This window comes from Nocardia sp. NPDC056100, assembly GCF_042266325.1.
In the GTDB taxonomy this organism is placed as follows: Bacteria; Actinomycetota; Actinomycetes; order Mycobacteriales; family Mycobacteriaceae; genus Nocardia.
The window spans coordinates 835,984-848,735 of sequence record NZ_JBHJVY010000002.1; the positions used below are offsets into that span (position 1 = coordinate 835,984).

Here is a 12,752-nt window from a genome sequence, read left to right on the forward strand (position 1 = left end):
CCATGGCGCTGCACGCACTGTCCTCGGTCACCATCGGGGTGCCCGACCCGAACCTCACCCGCGACTACTACACCGATTTCGGCCTCGCCCCGCGCCCGGATGGCTGGCTGGGCACCCGCGACGGCGGCGACCAGCTGCGCCTGGTCTGCACGCCCACCCGGCGGCTGGTCGAAATCACCTTGGGCGCAGACGATCCCGATGATCTCGACGCCATCACCGCGCGCCTGCGCCGCCTCGACCTGCCGGTGACCCGCACCCCCGACGCGCTCACCACCGTGGAACCGATCGCCGGATTCACCGCCGTGGTGCGTGTGGCCGCGCGGCTCATCCAATCCGAAACCCCCGCCACCGCCTACAACGGACCCGGTCGCCTCGAACGCGTCGGGGCTCGCGCGCCCGGGGTACTGCGCACCGGGCCGGTACGCCCGCGCAAGCTCGGGCACGTGGTGATGGGCTCGGTCGACTACGAGGCCACCCGCCGATTCCTGCGCGACGGTCTGGGTTTCAAACTCAGCGACGAGATCAAAGGTGAGGGCGCGTTCCTGCGCTGCTCGACCGATCACCACAACGTGCTGGTGCTGCGCGCCCCGGTCAACTTCCTGCACCACACCTCCTGGCAGGTCCAGGACATCGACGAGGTCGGACGCGGAGCCACCGCCATGCTCGAGGGCAATCCCGAACGCCACGTGTGGGGTCTGGGCCGTCATCATGCGGGGTCCAATTTCTTCTGGTACCTCAAGGATCCGGCCGGGAACTTCAGCGAGTACTACTCCGACATGGACGCCATCGTCGATGACCAACTCTGGAAACCCGAGGTCTTCCACGGCGCGCAAGGGCTGTTCAACTGGGGACCCCCGCCCCCGCCCTCGTTCCTGCACCCCGAGGACCTCGCGGCCCTCATGACCGGCGCCCACCACGCGGGCTGAACGGGGAGAACCACTGATGCCGAACAAGATTCACGATGTCGCCGTAGTGGGCTTCGGTCCGGTCGGACAACTGCTGGCCATCCTGCTGGGCCGGGCGGGTCACGATGTGCTGGTCCTGGAACGCTGGCCCGAGCCCTACCCCAAACCCCGTGCGGTGCACTTCGATCACGAGATCGGGCGCATCTTCCAAGCCGCCGGCGTCGCCGAGCAGGTCATGGCCATCACCGACCCGGTGCCCGACTTCTACGAATGGCGCAACCGCGCGGGAGAGTCGCTGCTGCGCATCGACTGGAGCGGCACCGGCGAAAGCGGCTGGCCCACAGCCAATTTCTTCTCCCAACCCGACCTCGAACGCGTACTGGCGCAGGTCGCGGAGGGGATCTCCTCGGTTACCGTGCTGCGCGGGCACGAGGTCATCGACCTCGCCGAACATGGCGAACACGTCGAGATCACCGCGGGCAGCGCCGACGGCGAGCGAGCGTTCGCCGCGCGCTGGGTGATCGGCGCGGACGGCGCGAACAGTTTCGTACGCCGCGCCATGGGCGTGCCGATCACCGATCTGGGCTTCTTCTTCGACTGGCTCATCGTCGACACCCTCCCGCACGACGATCTGCGCTGGTCGCCGATGAACTGGCAACTGTGCGATCCGGCCCGCCCCACCACCATCGTCTCGGGCGGACCCGGCAGACGCCGGTGGGAATTCATGCGCCTGCCCACCGAAACCGTCGCCGATCTCAACACCACCGAGACGGCATGGCGACTGCTCGAGCCGTGGGGCCGCACCCCCGCCAACACCGGCATCGAACGCCACACCGTCTACACCTTCCAAGCCCGCTGCGTGGACACCTGGCGCGCGGGACGACTACTGCTGGCCGGGGACGCCGCGCACCTCATGCCGCCGTTCGCCGGACAGGGCATGTGCTCGGGCCTGCGCGACGCACTGAACCTGTCCTGGAAACTGAACCTGGTCCTGCACAACATCGCCGACCCGGCACTGCTGGACACCTACTCCACCGAACGCTCCGCGCACGTGCGCCACGCGATCGAGATGTCCATCGCCCTGGGCGAAGTCATCTGCGTCCTGGACGAACACGTTGCCGCACAACGCGATCTGCGCATGATCGCCGGTGACGCCGATCCCGCCCGGGTCCTGCCCGCGGGCGCCCCACCGGTGCTGGGCCACGGCGTGCTGCACCGCGAACCCGACGGCACCCTGGCCCCCGGCGTCGGCCAACTCGTCCCCCAGCACCGCATCTCCCAAGGCCAGGCCATCGGTCTACTCGACGATATCGCCGGCTCCGGCTTCAAAATCCTCACCGACGGCCCCGTCGCCGACATCGTCCTCACCGACGACCAATGGGCCTTCCTCGACGAAATCGAAGCCACCGTCCTGCAATTGAGCACCGACGGCCGCTACGGCACCTTCGCCGACCTCGACAACGCCTACCTGCCCTGGCTCCGCGAACACCACGCCGTCGCGGCCATCCTGCGCCCGGACTTCTACCTCTACGCAAGCGCCCCCACCCCACCCGCCCTCGGCGACCTCATCGACGAACTCCGCGCCCACCTGCGCCCCGCCTACCGCACCACCGCCCCGGTCACCGGAGCCCTCGCCGAACTCCTGCATCCCAGCACCGAGCCCCGGTAGCGCCGGAGGCCTCCGAGCCCCGTCCTATCGACAGGAGAAACATCATGGGCTACAACACCTTCGACGTCGATGTCATCGTCGTGGGCGCCGACCCGCCCGGCCTCACCGCGGCCGCCGAGATCGCCTCCCGCGGTGCCCGCGTCCGCATCCTGGACAAACACCCCCTCGACCCGAATTCCCCCGTGCCCGCCTGGGCCGGGGAACACGGAATCGACATCCGCTTCGGTCGCGAAGTCACCGCCGTCGACGACAACGGCGTGCGAATCACCGTCACCTCCAAGGACGCCCAGGGCCGCAGCTACCTGACCACCGCCCGCCGGTACGTTGCACAACCATGACCCTGACACCCCAGCAACGCGCGGTCTACCAGGCCATAGTGCACGGCCAACGCTCCACCGGCCCCCAGCACTTCCCCCTGCTCGACGCGCAAGGCCACCTTCAAGGGCCCTTCGGTCTCATGGTCGAAGTCCCCGACATCGGCGGCCCCCTGCAAGAACTCGGCGCCGCCCTGCGCTACCACACCGCCCTGACCGCCCGCGAACGCGAAATCGCCATCCTCACCGTAGCCCGCTGCACCGCAAGCGATTTCGAACGCTACGCCCACGAAGCCGTCGGCCGCGCCATCGGCCTGACCGACACCGAACTCACCGCCCTGCGCGAAGGAACCTTCACCACCCCCGACCCCCGAGAACAAGCGATCGCCACCCTGTCCGCACAACTCACCACCCACCCCCTCACCACCCCCGCCGACCTACCCGCCACCGACATCCTGGACCGAGCCTCGGTCATCGAGGTGACAACGCTCGCCGGTTACTACCGAACCCTGTCCCAACTCATGGGCATCTTCGGCATCGGCGCACCCGAACTGCGCGATTAACGACTCGCACAACGGCATTCGCCTGCAGGGTCGACTCGGAAGTGGCCGGGCAAGGCGGCATCCCACCCGGCCACTCATCGAGCACGGCGAACGTCACGGGCAGTGCGACATCGATCCGCCGACTCGAACGGGCACCGCTTCCTGCGGAGTCGAACACCACGATGCCCGGCCGGTCGCACCACGACCGACACGACCACTCTCGCGCCCCCGTCCTCACTAAATCCCCTGCCGAGCCTGGCAATTGGCTGGGAACCCTCACCGGCGCTCACCGTCCTCGATACACCCCGCGATCACCTGCACGGTCCCCGCCTTCGGGATCGGTGTCGCCGGCCCATCCATTCGTGACCCCTCACGACCCCCAGTAGATCTCCCCGACTCCATCGCTGCCGAACCCGATGCCTTCGAAGAAGATGTGGTGCACGTCGATTCCGTCGAACCAGGACGTGTGGTGCCGGGTGGCGCGTTCGGTCTGCACGATCGCGTCGAGCAGGTCTGAGACGGTGAACCATTGGCCGTTGGGAGCGCGGTGGGTGACCGGGTCTCCCAGCCCGCGCAGGGTGAGTTCGGGCGTGGTCAGCACCACCTGCTGTAGTTCGTCGGCGGTGGGGTCGCGGAAGTCCGCGTTGTCGTCGTGCCACACCTGTACCGCGAGAGTCATGTCGGCGATCTCGGCCGTTGCGGTGGTGCGCTGGTTCGACAGGGTCGGCGAGATGGGCTCGGGAGGCTCGGTGAGGGTGATGCGCAACGTACCGGACAGGCCGTTGAAGAATTCGAGGGACACTGGGGGAATCCTGGCACACACCACACCGGGTTTCGTGCCGGGTGGATCAGTCCTTGCGGCCGGGGCGGCTCACCGGGAGCGAGTGACCGGTCTCCAGGAGGGATTTGAGGTCGCTGAGCATGAAGGGGTAACCGCCGCCGAAGCCTTCGGGTTCGAGGTCGCCCGAGATCAGGACCGAGATCAGCGGTGCACCGGAGACGTCGTGGATGATCGTGAGGGCGCAGGTGTCATCGCCACGGTCGCGAATCTCGTAGCGTAAGTATGTTTCCGGTTCCGCGACGAGATTCTCATCGCCCAGGAACCGGATGCGCGCGGCCAGCAGAGTCGGCGGATCGTAGTCGGTCACCGTGCCGCGAATGATGATCACAGGTGCGGCGTCGATCTGCCGGGGCCCGGAGGGCGCGAAAACCGTGAAGGCCCCGCCGATTCGAGGTTCGATGACGCTGCGGCCGCCGAAGCCGTAGCGCACAGTCCAGTCCGGATCGGTGATCGCGGCCCAAATGCGTTGCGCCGGTGCGGCAATGATGACGCGATGGATCTGGGTCGTCTCCGGGCGGGCGCGCGAGCGGATATCGTCCAGGCTCACGATTCCAGATCCTTCTTCAGATCGGCCAGCGCGGTGATCTGCTGTTCGGTGAATTTGTCGATCCAGCGATCGTGGATCAGCCGGATGGGCACGGGGTTCAGATAGTGCAGCTTCTTGCGCCCGCTGCGCGCCACGGTCACCAGGCCCGCATCCTCGAGCAGGCGCAAATGCTTGCTGATGCCGAACCGGGTCATCTCCACCCCGGTCTCCAGCTCGGTCAGCGTCTGCCCGTCCCGGGCGAACAACGCGTCCAGCAGGTGCCGCCGGGTGGGATCGGCCAGCGCCTTGAACACCGCGTCCTCGTCCACACCTCCACCCTATACGAGACCAAAAGGTCACATGACCGTTGACATGTGACCTTTTGGTCACCTATCGTTCCGGACCATGAAGCGATACATAGTCCTGTACCTCGCACCCCTGTCGGTCGCGCAACGATTTGCCCAGGCCACACCCGCCGAAGCCGCGGAAGGCATGCAGCTGTGGGTCGAATGGAGCCGGCGCATCGGCACCGGCCTCGTCGACGGCGGCAAGCCCCTCGGCAACGCCCGCCGCATCACCCCGACGGGCACCTCCGAGACCGACAGCGGCGTGATCGGCATGTCCATCCTGCAGGCCGAGTCCATGGACGAGGCGCTCGAGCTGGTCGGCGATCACCACCACCTGCACTGGGCCGAGCAGTGCGAGATCGTCGTCCTGGAAGAGCAGCCGATTCCCGAACTGCAGCACTGACATCCGAGCGTCGACGACATCGGCTCGCCGACCACAGGGCGTTCGTCAGCGCTCTGGACGTTCAGCCCTGGACGGCCGGGACGAGAACCAATTCACACCATTCGCGGAAGCTCGTCGGACTCGCGGTCGCCTCGGTGCGCAGTACGCCGTTGTCCAAGCCTTCGTTCTTGGCGCGCATCATGTCGACAAACGCGGTCGCGATCGCCGCGCTGGCCCCTCGCGCGGCGAGAGTGGCACGGAAGTCGTCGAGAGACTCTCGCTCATAACGGATTTCGCGACCGAGCGCCTCGGACAGCGTGTGCGCCATATCGTTCGGCGACAGATCCTGCGGCCCCAGCAGCGCGACCTCGCCGGTGCCGGACCACGAGCGATCCACGAGCAGGCGCGCGGCCGCGGCGGCGATATCGCGGGTGGCGACCATCGGGGCCGCGAAGTCGGCGGGCGTGGTGCCGGTGAAGACGCCCGCATCCCGGATCGAAATCGCCTGCCAGAGCAGGTTATCCATGAAGGACGGGTTCGCCAGCGCCCGATAGGCTACACCCGTGCTCGCGATGAGATCGTCCATCGCCAGCGACCCCGTCACATGCCCGGCGGTACCGGCCACGGCAGTCCCGCGACCCAACGCCGAAATGCCCACGACGTGCCCGACCTGGTGGGCGGTGAACGCCTTCGCCGCCGCGCTGGTGAATCCGGAGAACGCGGCCTCCAGGCTCGGGGCCCGCATATCCGGCGGGATGAGCCACAGCACCGCGTCCGCACCGGCGAAGGCGCGGTCCACGGTGTCGGGATCGCGATGTGATCCGGCGACGATCTCCGCGCGGGCGCGAACCTGCGCGGGGAGCCTGTCGGGATCGCGCGCGACGACGCGCAATTCCTCAGTGTGAGTGGGGTTTTCGAGCAGGTTGCGCAGAACTTGACTGCCGATGCTCCCGGTGGGAGAGGTAATGACGATCATGATTCGAGTCTGCTGAGAGAACCCCGCGCCGTCCAAGACCCTTTCCATCAATTGATACCCTGAGGGTATGGATCTGGATCTGCGCAAGCTCCGCTACTTCGCCGCGGTGGCCGAGCACAGGCATTTCGGCCGGGCCGCGGACAAGCTCTTCATCGCCCAGCCCGTCCTGAGCCGTCAGATCAAGGCGTTCGAGCACGAGCTCGACTGCGAACTGCTGGTGCGCACCACCCGCAGCGTCGAGCTGACCGCCGCCGGGGAACAGCTCTACCGCGAGGCACAGCGGATCTTCGACACCGTCGACACCGCCGTGCGGCGCGTGCAGGATGCCGACCTCGGCGTACGCCGCCTCGTGGTCGCCTTCTCCACCGGACTCCATGTCTCCGAAGCGATCCGGGAATTCTCCCGGCGCCACCCCGAGGTGGAGACCGACGTGGTCCCGGCGCGCTGGCGCGAAGGCGACGCGCCACTGCGCGACGGCCGCGCCCGAATCGGTTACCTGCGACGGCCTTTCGACGAATCCGGCATGCGCGTCATCCCGGTCGATATCGAACCCCGGGTCGTGTGCATGCCCGCCGCGCACCCGCTGGCCGCGCGCACCGAACTCACCATGGCCGACCTCGACACCGAGCCGATGCTCGATATCGCCAAACGCAAGACCACCTCGCTGGAGGAGAAGTTCGAACTCGTCGCCTCGGGACACGGACTGGTGCTGGTCCCGGTCAGCGTCGCCCGCGCCTACGTCCGCCCCGACCTGGCGCACCGCCCGGTCACCGACGCCCCCGGCACCGAAACCTGCCTGGTGGTGGCCGCGGACAACCGCGACAAGCTGGTGAGCGAATTCCTCGATATCGCCCTGGCGATGCTGCGCCGTTAGGCGTGGATTACGCGGTCTCGGAACCGAATTCCGGGAACAGCGTCACCTGTGGCCGCTCGGCCGCCCACTCGCGCAGCCACGCTCCCGTCGGTCCGTAGATCTCGGCCGACACCAGCTCAGCACAGTCGAACACGCTCTCGAGCCATTTCGCGCCCCGCTCGTTATGTGCCTGCGCGGCATCGGAATCGACATACTCCTCGAGGGCCACATAGCTTCCCGGCACCGTGGAAAACCATCGATACGTGAGGGTTTCGGGCTCCTCGGCCGCCTGCGCACGCAAGGCGAGCGCGGCCTCCTCGAATTCCGCCTGCCGACCTTCCCGGACATCGAACCGCGCTCGCACGAAAAAGCTCATGCCCCATTCCATCAACGCCACGGCCGAAGATCAACGGGCTGTGCGACTTCGGGTTGCAGCGCGGTCGCCGAGCCAATAGCGTAGTCATACATAATGAATGACGTACATACTTCTGATTCCGGCATGGCCAGCGGCGACGACGGCCTCATCTACGACCCCGGCGTCCGGCAGTCGATGCACGTACTCGCCGACGGGCAAGACAGCGCGATGGAAGCCGCCGCCGCGCTGCGACTGGCCTGGCAGGCCGTGGACAAGCTGCGAACCAGCGGCGCGGGCGGCCGCGGACTCAGCACCGGAGCCCTGGATGTCCTTGGACGACTGGCGGTTTCCGATCACGACCTGAGCATCGGTGAACTGGCGCGAATGTGCGGAGTCAGCTCCCGCAATATCACCGGCCTGGTCGACACCCTCGCCGCCAAAGACCTGGCCGAACGCACCCCCGACCCACACGATCGACGCGGCGTCCGAGTCGCCATCACCCCGGCCGGCCACGAATGGCTCGAATCCTTCCGCGAACCGACCCGCCGAGCCATGGCAGCCATCTTCGCCGGATTCACCCCCGACGACCTCGCCCAGCTACGCCACCTGTCCCTGCGGGTGGTACAGAACCAACGCCGAATCCAGCACTACCTCGACAACTCCGAACCCTCAACGTCATAGCGCCACAAAGGAAACCATGCCCACCATCCCATCCACTCGCGACATCGTCCAGGCATACCACCGCGCACGTTTGCGCGCCGACATCCCCGCCGCGGCCGAACAGCTGGCGCCAGATTTCTCCTTCCGCAGCCCATTCATCGAATCCGACAGTCCCACAGCCCATCTCGCCGGAATCGAACAGCTCGTCCACATCACCGACCATGTCGAGATGATCACCGAGCTCTACACCGACACCGACGCCGTACTGATCTACCACCTGCACACCAACTCCCCCGCCGGAATCCAGCGCACCGCAGAGCATTTCCGCCTCCACGACGGCCGCATCACCGCAATCGAGCTGATCTTCGACCCGACCCCCTGGCACGCCATCATGTCCGCCGCGAACCGCGAAAAACGCTGAGCGGGCGGCAATGACGCGGCGATCAACCCAGTGGTCGTATCGAGGGCGCATACGCGGTGAGGGTCAGCGGTAGCGATCCGCGATGTCCACCGACCCGGCCGCCGCGCGGTCAACGCAACCTATTGCCCCGCAGCGCGATCACGTCGCCCCACCGTAGTAGGCCGGGCGGATAACCCGTGAATGTCGCGCGCATGCGGCTGCGGGCCCTGTCATCGGCATGGCCCGCAACCGCTGTGTGAGAGCGCTGTAGTTGTGGACCAGATGAGTGGCGACGCCGATTTGAGCTCCCAGGCCCGACGAGATCTGGCTAACCTGGCCTACGCAGCACGTCTTGCACGCCCCTGACGCGGAGGACCACACGATGGACACACCCCAGCTCGGCCCCACCGCCGCAGCCGAAATCGCTGCCTTCGCATTCGAACTGGGCACCCTCAAACGCGAATCACGTAAAGGCTGGCTCGACGCACACGTCCCCAACCCCGAATCGGTCGCCGACCACACCTGCCGCACCGCCCAACTCGCGGCCCTGATCGCGGCCCTCGAAGGCGGCGACCCGGCGCGAGCCTCGCACATGGCCGTCTGGCACGACTCGCACGAGACGCGCACCCGCGACCTCAACAAAACCGCCAAACCATTCCTGCCCGCGGTCGACCACGAAGCCGTCACCGCCGCGCAAGTCGCCCGCATGCCCGACCTGCTGCAAACCCTGCTGCGCGAGACAGTCGCCGAGTTCGAAGCCCAAGCCACCCTCGAGGCGGTCGCCGCCCGCGACGCCGACCGCCTCGAGTGTCTCTTTCAAGCCATCGAATACCGCGCTGCGGGAAACACACTCATGCAGGAGTGGATCGAGGACTCCTACAGCAAACTCAAAACCACCAGCGCACTACAGATTGCCGACGCCGCCCTGACCACCTCGCCCCTGCATTGGCGGCTGTGAACGACCCGCGTCTGATCGAGTGAACGCATAACTTCGGTGCATCGCGAGCACGCGGCCCTCATCCCAGCCAATCGAGAAGATCCGCAGGTCTTTCGGCATCTCGCGCGCATTGACCACCGGCACCGCAAGCGCCACATCACGATGACGCAAGAGCGTCCGGCCGTCGACGATCACCACTGCCAGTTAGCTGTCACCAGCGGCGATGGTAGAGATATCGCCCTGGCGCAGTTCCTCACAAGGGCATGCCCATACCGATTCGCGCCAAGTCGGTATCGCGGTACTTCGACGGGTTCTGCTGTTCGTGCGCGGCGATGCGCCGCAACTCCTTGTCCGCGAGCCGCTGGAGAACGGCCCGGTTGATCTCGGCACTGACGTTGCCGTCCGAACTCGCGCGCAGAGCCTCGGCGGTCGCATCCGGAAGGGTGATGTTCAGTTTCGCCATGCCACCACGGTAAAGCGTCACGCTTACCGTGGTGGCCCCACCTGGATGGAATTCGGCGATGAAGTCAGCGACAATGAGGAGGACCTCTCGGCCGCGTGTCGATAGAGAAGGAAGCGGTGGATCATGCCGACGGACTGGGGCAGTGTTTCCGGCGGAAATCTGCGTCGCGCAATGAACAATCACGAGGTCAGCCGTCGCATCCAAGGCGGCGGTGGTGGTTGTTTGATCTCGCTGGTGACAATGGTAGGAGCCGCAGTGGTCATCGCGGTCGCAGCACGGCACCGACGCACCCCTGGAGTCAGGTAAACCCCAGGGGCGCAGAGACTCTCAGGGTACGGAGAGTTCGGCGACGAGATCGTCCAGACCGATGTCCCTGGGGCAGGGCGGCCATATGCCACGCCTTCAAATGGCCGAGGCGTCGGTCGCGCCGCAGTCCATATCGGGCCGAGCTCCGGCGCCGGTGGCCCAGGAGATCACCTGCGGCGCAAGGGAATCCGAGTAATCAATTGGTGCACTTGGTGACCAGGATGTGCCCGTCGTCGTGAGTGCCCGCGGAACTTCCCGAGGGCGGCTGGTTGGTCAGCTCACGCAGCTTGTTCAGCGCGTTCTGCTCAGCCTCTTCCCGCGTGGCTCCTACCCCGCCGCGATGCCACACCTTGCCCTGGCTTTCAGCGACCGAGCCGCAGCCATTGGACCAGCTCACAGTCAGTTCACAACGCCGGTCATTGCACTCGCTCATCGCGTCACGCTCAGCGGCGTCCGCGCTCGGATAGTTCCACGCCGCACCCCAACCACTGCCACCCTGCATATCGGTCGTCGCGGCGATGGCACCGTAATACCCACCCGGACCACGCTCGGCACTGGCGACCGGACCACCCATCACCGTGACCGCAGTCGCCGCAATGACCACCACGGCGTAATTTCGTGCTGTCGACTTCAAGAAAAGTCCCCTCCCACAACGCTTTGCAGTACGGTCCGATCTTGGTCGACCGGTACGACGATGTCCAATCCGCCGACGTATCGCTGGTAGGCGTCGAGAGCGATCGGAAGTGTGCCGATTTCACCGGCGAGCGGGTCGAGCTCCGCATGATCCGCAGCGGTGGGTGGCTCCAAAAGAGGGCTATCGGAAACCAGCCCGAGATCGGTCAGTTGCTCAGCAAGACGCGAAACGTGTCTCGCAACCCGCTGCATTGTCTCCCTCGCGACGGCCGTGCAGTCCTCGAACTGGCTCTCGGGAATCGGGCCGAGGTGTCGAAGCTCTTCCCATACGCCCTCGTAGTCGCCACCGACGTATCGCTGTAGATAAGAAACCACAAACGCAGAGTGCCCAACTCCGGTGACAGACCGTAGTGCGACCGGCGGGAACAACCATCGAGCACTGCCCCCGCCTCCCAGAAGTGTTGCCCGCCGCGCGATCAAGCACCCACGGACCCGGACTCGACGAACGCCACATCAGCCGGAGGTCAGCCGAAACAGCCCCGCTAACGGCTGGAGGTCGCCGCGGAGTCCGCTGCGACCCCGGCGAGCGTGAGCGCGCGCATTCCCGCCTTGAGATCCGTCATCGGGTCCAGGACCGCGACCAGATGCTCGCGGGTCACCGTGCGGGAAACGGCCGCGTCGACGAACGCCTCGATCGCCGTGGCGTTCTGCCCGCGCACACATTCCATTGCCGCCAGCATCTTGACCGCACCCGGGGTATCCCAGAATGCCGGGACAACTCGCCACGCGTATTCGGCAACGGCCGCGGACTCGCCCTTGCACCACCGCGCCAACGCCGGATCCCACCAGTACACGAACGTCAATTCACGGCGGGCAGCGCGCGGATCGAGCACTTCATCGCAGATCTCCGCGGGCGCACCGGCATACAGGGCAGGAAGCGGACGGCTCTCATCCTGTATTGCCGCCATCTCCGGCGAGGAAGCCATCCCGCCGGACAACACCACCCCGCCGCCGGGCAGCAAATGCAACGTCGATCCTCCTCTGCCGCTGGACAACTCGACATCGAGAGCAGCAGCAGAGAGCACGCGAATGCCCTCGTATCCACCTGCCGCGAGCACGGCCGCGATCGCGGCCCATCGTCCCCACATCTGCTCCGGCGGTGGCAACTCGCCCTCGTCCATCACCGTTGCCCGCACCCCGGCGATCCGATCGGCGTCTGCGTCCTGTTGGGCCTGAGCCCTCGAACGTTGTTGCCCGGCAAAGAATGCCGGCCGCCGTCGACGCTCCGCCGCGCTCGCGGTCCGGGTCGAGCCCACTCCCGCCTGGCTCACGCCCGCGTTGTGCTGGGCCGCCGAGTAGGTACCGATGGCACCCCCGACCGAGGTCGCGATGCCGAGCACGAGAAAGATGTAGCCCAGGGTCCTGCCCGAGCTCTTCTTCTCCTCCAGAGTCCGGGAACTGTTCCCGGATACGCACGTGTCACCCTCGTGCATTGTCAGACTCCCGCAGACCGGGGCGTCGCTTTGCAGACTTCCGACTGCGATCGCGATCATCGTGATACCCCCGAGGATGCAGCCGATCGGCCACCGATAGCTGCGTTTGATCCCGGACATCAATCCCTCCCCAATTCTCAATCCCCGAGC

Annotated in this window: 18 protein-coding genes; 9 read left to right on the forward strand and 9 right to left on the reverse strand. The window is 66.5% G+C overall.

Annotated elements, in window-relative coordinates:
• The first annotated feature begins 2 nt into the window (after positions 1–2).
• From ACFC0O_RS15775 to ACFC0O_RS15790, 4 genes are read left to right on the forward strand one after another with little or no spacing between them, the layout of a single operon-like run.
• Positions 3–926 carry a VOC family protein gene (locus ACFC0O_RS15775; RefSeq protein WP_375958282.1) on the forward strand — a complete coding sequence of 308 codons (924 nt, stop codon included), beginning with the start codon at positions 3–5 and terminating at the stop codon, positions 924–926.
• Between the two features lie 16 nt (positions 927–942).
• Positions 943–2,574: a bifunctional 3-(3-hydroxy-phenyl)propionate/3-hydroxycinnamic acid hydroxylase gene (locus ACFC0O_RS15780; protein ID WP_375958284.1), complete on the forward strand. Its 1,632-nt coding sequence runs from the start codon at positions 943–945 to the stop codon at positions 2,572–2,574.
• A 44-nt stretch (positions 2,575–2,618) separates the two neighbouring features.
• Positions 2,619–2,912 carry an FAD-dependent monooxygenase gene (locus tag ACFC0O_RS15785; RefSeq protein ID WP_375958286.1) on the forward strand — a complete coding sequence of 98 codons (294 nt, stop codon included), beginning with the start codon at positions 2,619–2,621 and terminating at the stop codon, positions 2,910–2,912.
• On the forward strand, positions 2,909–3,451 hold the full coding sequence (locus tag ACFC0O_RS15790) for a carboxymuconolactone decarboxylase family protein (protein WP_375958288.1): 543 nt from the start codon (positions 2,909–2,911) through the stop codon (positions 3,449–3,451). Before ACFC0O_RS15785 ends, ACFC0O_RS15790 begins: the two co-directional genes overlap by 4 nt.
• Before the next feature lie 349 nt (positions 3,452–3,800).
• On the opposite strand, the gene ACFC0O_RS15795 is transcribed toward ACFC0O_RS15790, so the two are convergent.
• Genes ACFC0O_RS15795 through ACFC0O_RS15805 form a run of 3 tightly spaced genes read right to left on the reverse strand, consistent with a single transcriptional unit; the run spans position 3,801 to position 5,126 of the window.
• Complete coding sequence (locus ACFC0O_RS15795; RefSeq protein WP_375958290.1) at positions 3,801–4,232, reverse strand: hypothetical protein; 432 nt, start codon at positions 4,230–4,232, stop codon at positions 3,801–3,803.
• Between the two features lie 46 nt (positions 4,233–4,278).
• Positions 4,279–4,818 carry an SRPBCC domain-containing protein gene (locus tag ACFC0O_RS15800; RefSeq protein ID WP_375958291.1) on the reverse strand — a complete coding sequence of 180 codons (540 nt, stop codon included), beginning with the start codon at positions 4,816–4,818 and terminating at the stop codon, positions 4,279–4,281.
• A complete protein-coding gene (locus ACFC0O_RS15805) occupies positions 4,815–5,126 on the reverse strand; it encodes an ArsR/SmtB family transcription factor (protein ID WP_375958293.1) in 312 nt (103 codons plus the stop codon). The genes ACFC0O_RS15800 and ACFC0O_RS15805 overlap by 4 nt, the downstream gene beginning before the upstream one ends.
• A 76-nt stretch (positions 5,127–5,202) precedes the next feature.
• Between ACFC0O_RS15805 and ACFC0O_RS15810 the strand changes: the two genes are divergently transcribed.
• Positions 5,203–5,547: a hypothetical protein gene (locus ACFC0O_RS15810; protein WP_375958295.1), complete on the forward strand. Its 345-nt coding sequence runs from the start codon at positions 5,203–5,205 to the stop codon at positions 5,545–5,547.
• A gap of 61 nt (positions 5,548–5,608) precedes the next feature.
• Here the strand turns inward: ACFC0O_RS15810 and ACFC0O_RS15815 are convergent, their stop codons facing one another.
• A complete protein-coding gene (locus ACFC0O_RS15815; protein ID WP_375958297.1) occupies positions 5,609–6,502 on the reverse strand; it encodes an NAD(P)H-binding protein in 894 nt (297 codons plus the stop codon).
• A 67-nt stretch (positions 6,503–6,569) separates the two neighbouring features.
• Here ACFC0O_RS15815 and ACFC0O_RS15820 point away from each other — a divergent pair, with 67 nt between their 5' ends.
• Positions 6,570–7,376 carry a LysR family transcriptional regulator gene (locus ACFC0O_RS15820; RefSeq protein WP_375958299.1) on the forward strand — a complete coding sequence of 269 codons (807 nt, stop codon included), beginning with the start codon at positions 6,570–6,572 and terminating at the stop codon, positions 7,374–7,376.
• A gap of 7 nt (positions 7,377–7,383) precedes the next feature.
• Here the strand turns inward: ACFC0O_RS15820 and ACFC0O_RS15825 are convergent, their stop codons facing one another.
• Positions 7,384–7,731: an antibiotic biosynthesis monooxygenase gene (locus tag ACFC0O_RS15825; RefSeq protein WP_364645071.1), complete on the reverse strand. Its 348-nt coding sequence runs from the start codon at positions 7,729–7,731 to the stop codon at positions 7,384–7,386.
• 123 nt (positions 7,732–7,854) lie between these two features.
• On the opposite strand from ACFC0O_RS15825, the gene ACFC0O_RS15830 reads away from it, so the two are divergent.
• The 3 genes from ACFC0O_RS15830 (at position 7,855) to ACFC0O_RS15840 (ending at position 9,728) form a co-directional block, all read left to right on the forward strand.
• The gene (locus ACFC0O_RS15830) at positions 7,855–8,391 is read left to right on the forward strand and encodes a MarR family winged helix-turn-helix transcriptional regulator (RefSeq protein ID WP_375958301.1); all 537 of its coding nucleotides are present in this window, start codon (positions 7,855–7,857) and stop codon (positions 8,389–8,391) included.
• Positions 8,392–8,407: 16 nt separating this feature from the next.
• Entirely contained in the window at positions 8,408–8,791 is a 384-nt protein-coding gene (locus ACFC0O_RS15835) for a nuclear transport factor 2 family protein (RefSeq protein ID WP_375958303.1), read from the forward strand.
• A gap of 361 nt (positions 8,792–9,152) precedes the next feature.
• Positions 9,153–9,728, forward strand: a complete 576-nt coding sequence (locus ACFC0O_RS15840) for an HD domain-containing protein (RefSeq protein ID WP_375958305.1) — start codon at positions 9,153–9,155, stop codon at positions 9,726–9,728.
• Positions 9,729–9,960: 232 nt separating this feature from the next.
• Here ACFC0O_RS15840 and ACFC0O_RS15845 read toward each other — a convergent pair whose 3' ends face one another.
• From ACFC0O_RS15845 to ACFC0O_RS15860, 4 genes are all read right to left on the reverse strand, one after another.
• Entirely contained in the window at positions 9,961–10,170 is a 210-nt protein-coding gene (locus tag ACFC0O_RS15845; protein ID WP_375958307.1) for a hypothetical protein, read from the reverse strand.
• A gap of 502 nt (positions 10,171–10,672) precedes the next feature.
• Positions 10,673–11,110: a DUF4189 domain-containing protein gene (locus tag ACFC0O_RS15850; protein ID WP_375958308.1), complete on the reverse strand. Its 438-nt coding sequence runs from the start codon at positions 11,108–11,110 to the stop codon at positions 10,673–10,675.
• Positions 11,107–11,484: a hypothetical protein gene (locus tag ACFC0O_RS15855; RefSeq protein ID WP_375958310.1), complete on the reverse strand. Its 378-nt coding sequence runs from the start codon at positions 11,482–11,484 to the stop codon at positions 11,107–11,109. The genes ACFC0O_RS15850 and ACFC0O_RS15855 overlap by 4 nt, the downstream gene beginning before the upstream one ends.
• 167 nt (positions 11,485–11,651) lie before the next feature.
• A complete protein-coding gene (locus tag ACFC0O_RS15860) occupies positions 11,652–12,602 on the reverse strand; it encodes a hypothetical protein (protein ID WP_375958312.1) in 951 nt (316 codons plus the stop codon).
• Positions 12,603–12,752: the final 150 nt, after the last annotated feature.

Coding starts and splice junctions, on each gene's coding strand:
- ACFC0O_RS15775 (WP_375958282.1), top strand. CDS start 3: ATGGCGCTGCACGCACTGTCCTCGGTCACCATCGGGGTGCCCGACCCG.
- ACFC0O_RS15780 (WP_375958284.1), top strand. CDS start 943: ATGCCGAACAAGATTCACGATGTCGCCGTAGTGGGCTTCGGTCCGGTC.
- ACFC0O_RS15785 (WP_375958286.1), top strand. CDS start 2,619: ATGGGCTACAACACCTTCGACGTCGATGTCATCGTCGTGGGCGCCGAC.
- ACFC0O_RS15790 (WP_375958288.1), top strand. CDS start 2,909: ATGACCCTGACACCCCAGCAACGCGCGGTCTACCAGGCCATAGTGCAC.
- ACFC0O_RS15810 (WP_375958295.1), top strand. CDS start 5,203: ATGAAGCGATACATAGTCCTGTACCTCGCACCCCTGTCGGTCGCGCAA.
- ACFC0O_RS15815 (WP_375958297.1), bottom strand. CDS start 6,502: ATGATCGTCATTACCTCTCCCACCGGGAGCATCGGCAGTCAAGTTCTG.
- ACFC0O_RS15820 (WP_375958299.1), top strand. CDS start 6,570: ATGGATCTGGATCTGCGCAAGCTCCGCTACTTCGCCGCGGTGGCCGAG.
- ACFC0O_RS15825 (WP_364645071.1), bottom strand. CDS start 7,731: ATGAGCTTTTTCGTGCGAGCGCGGTTCGATGTCCGGGAAGGTCGGCAG.
- ACFC0O_RS15830 (WP_375958301.1), top strand. CDS start 7,855: ATGGCCAGCGGCGACGACGGCCTCATCTACGACCCCGGCGTCCGGCAG.
- ACFC0O_RS15835 (WP_375958303.1), top strand. CDS start 8,408: ATGCCCACCATCCCATCCACTCGCGACATCGTCCAGGCATACCACCGC.
- ACFC0O_RS15840 (WP_375958305.1), top strand. CDS start 9,153: ATGGACACACCCCAGCTCGGCCCCACCGCCGCAGCCGAAATCGCTGCC.
- ACFC0O_RS15845 (WP_375958307.1), bottom strand. CDS start 10,170: ATGGCGAAACTGAACATCACCCTTCCGGATGCGACCGCCGAGGCTCTG.
- ACFC0O_RS15860 (WP_375958312.1), bottom strand. CDS start 12,602: ATGCACGAGGGTGACACGTGCGTATCCGGGAACAGTTCCCGGACTCTG.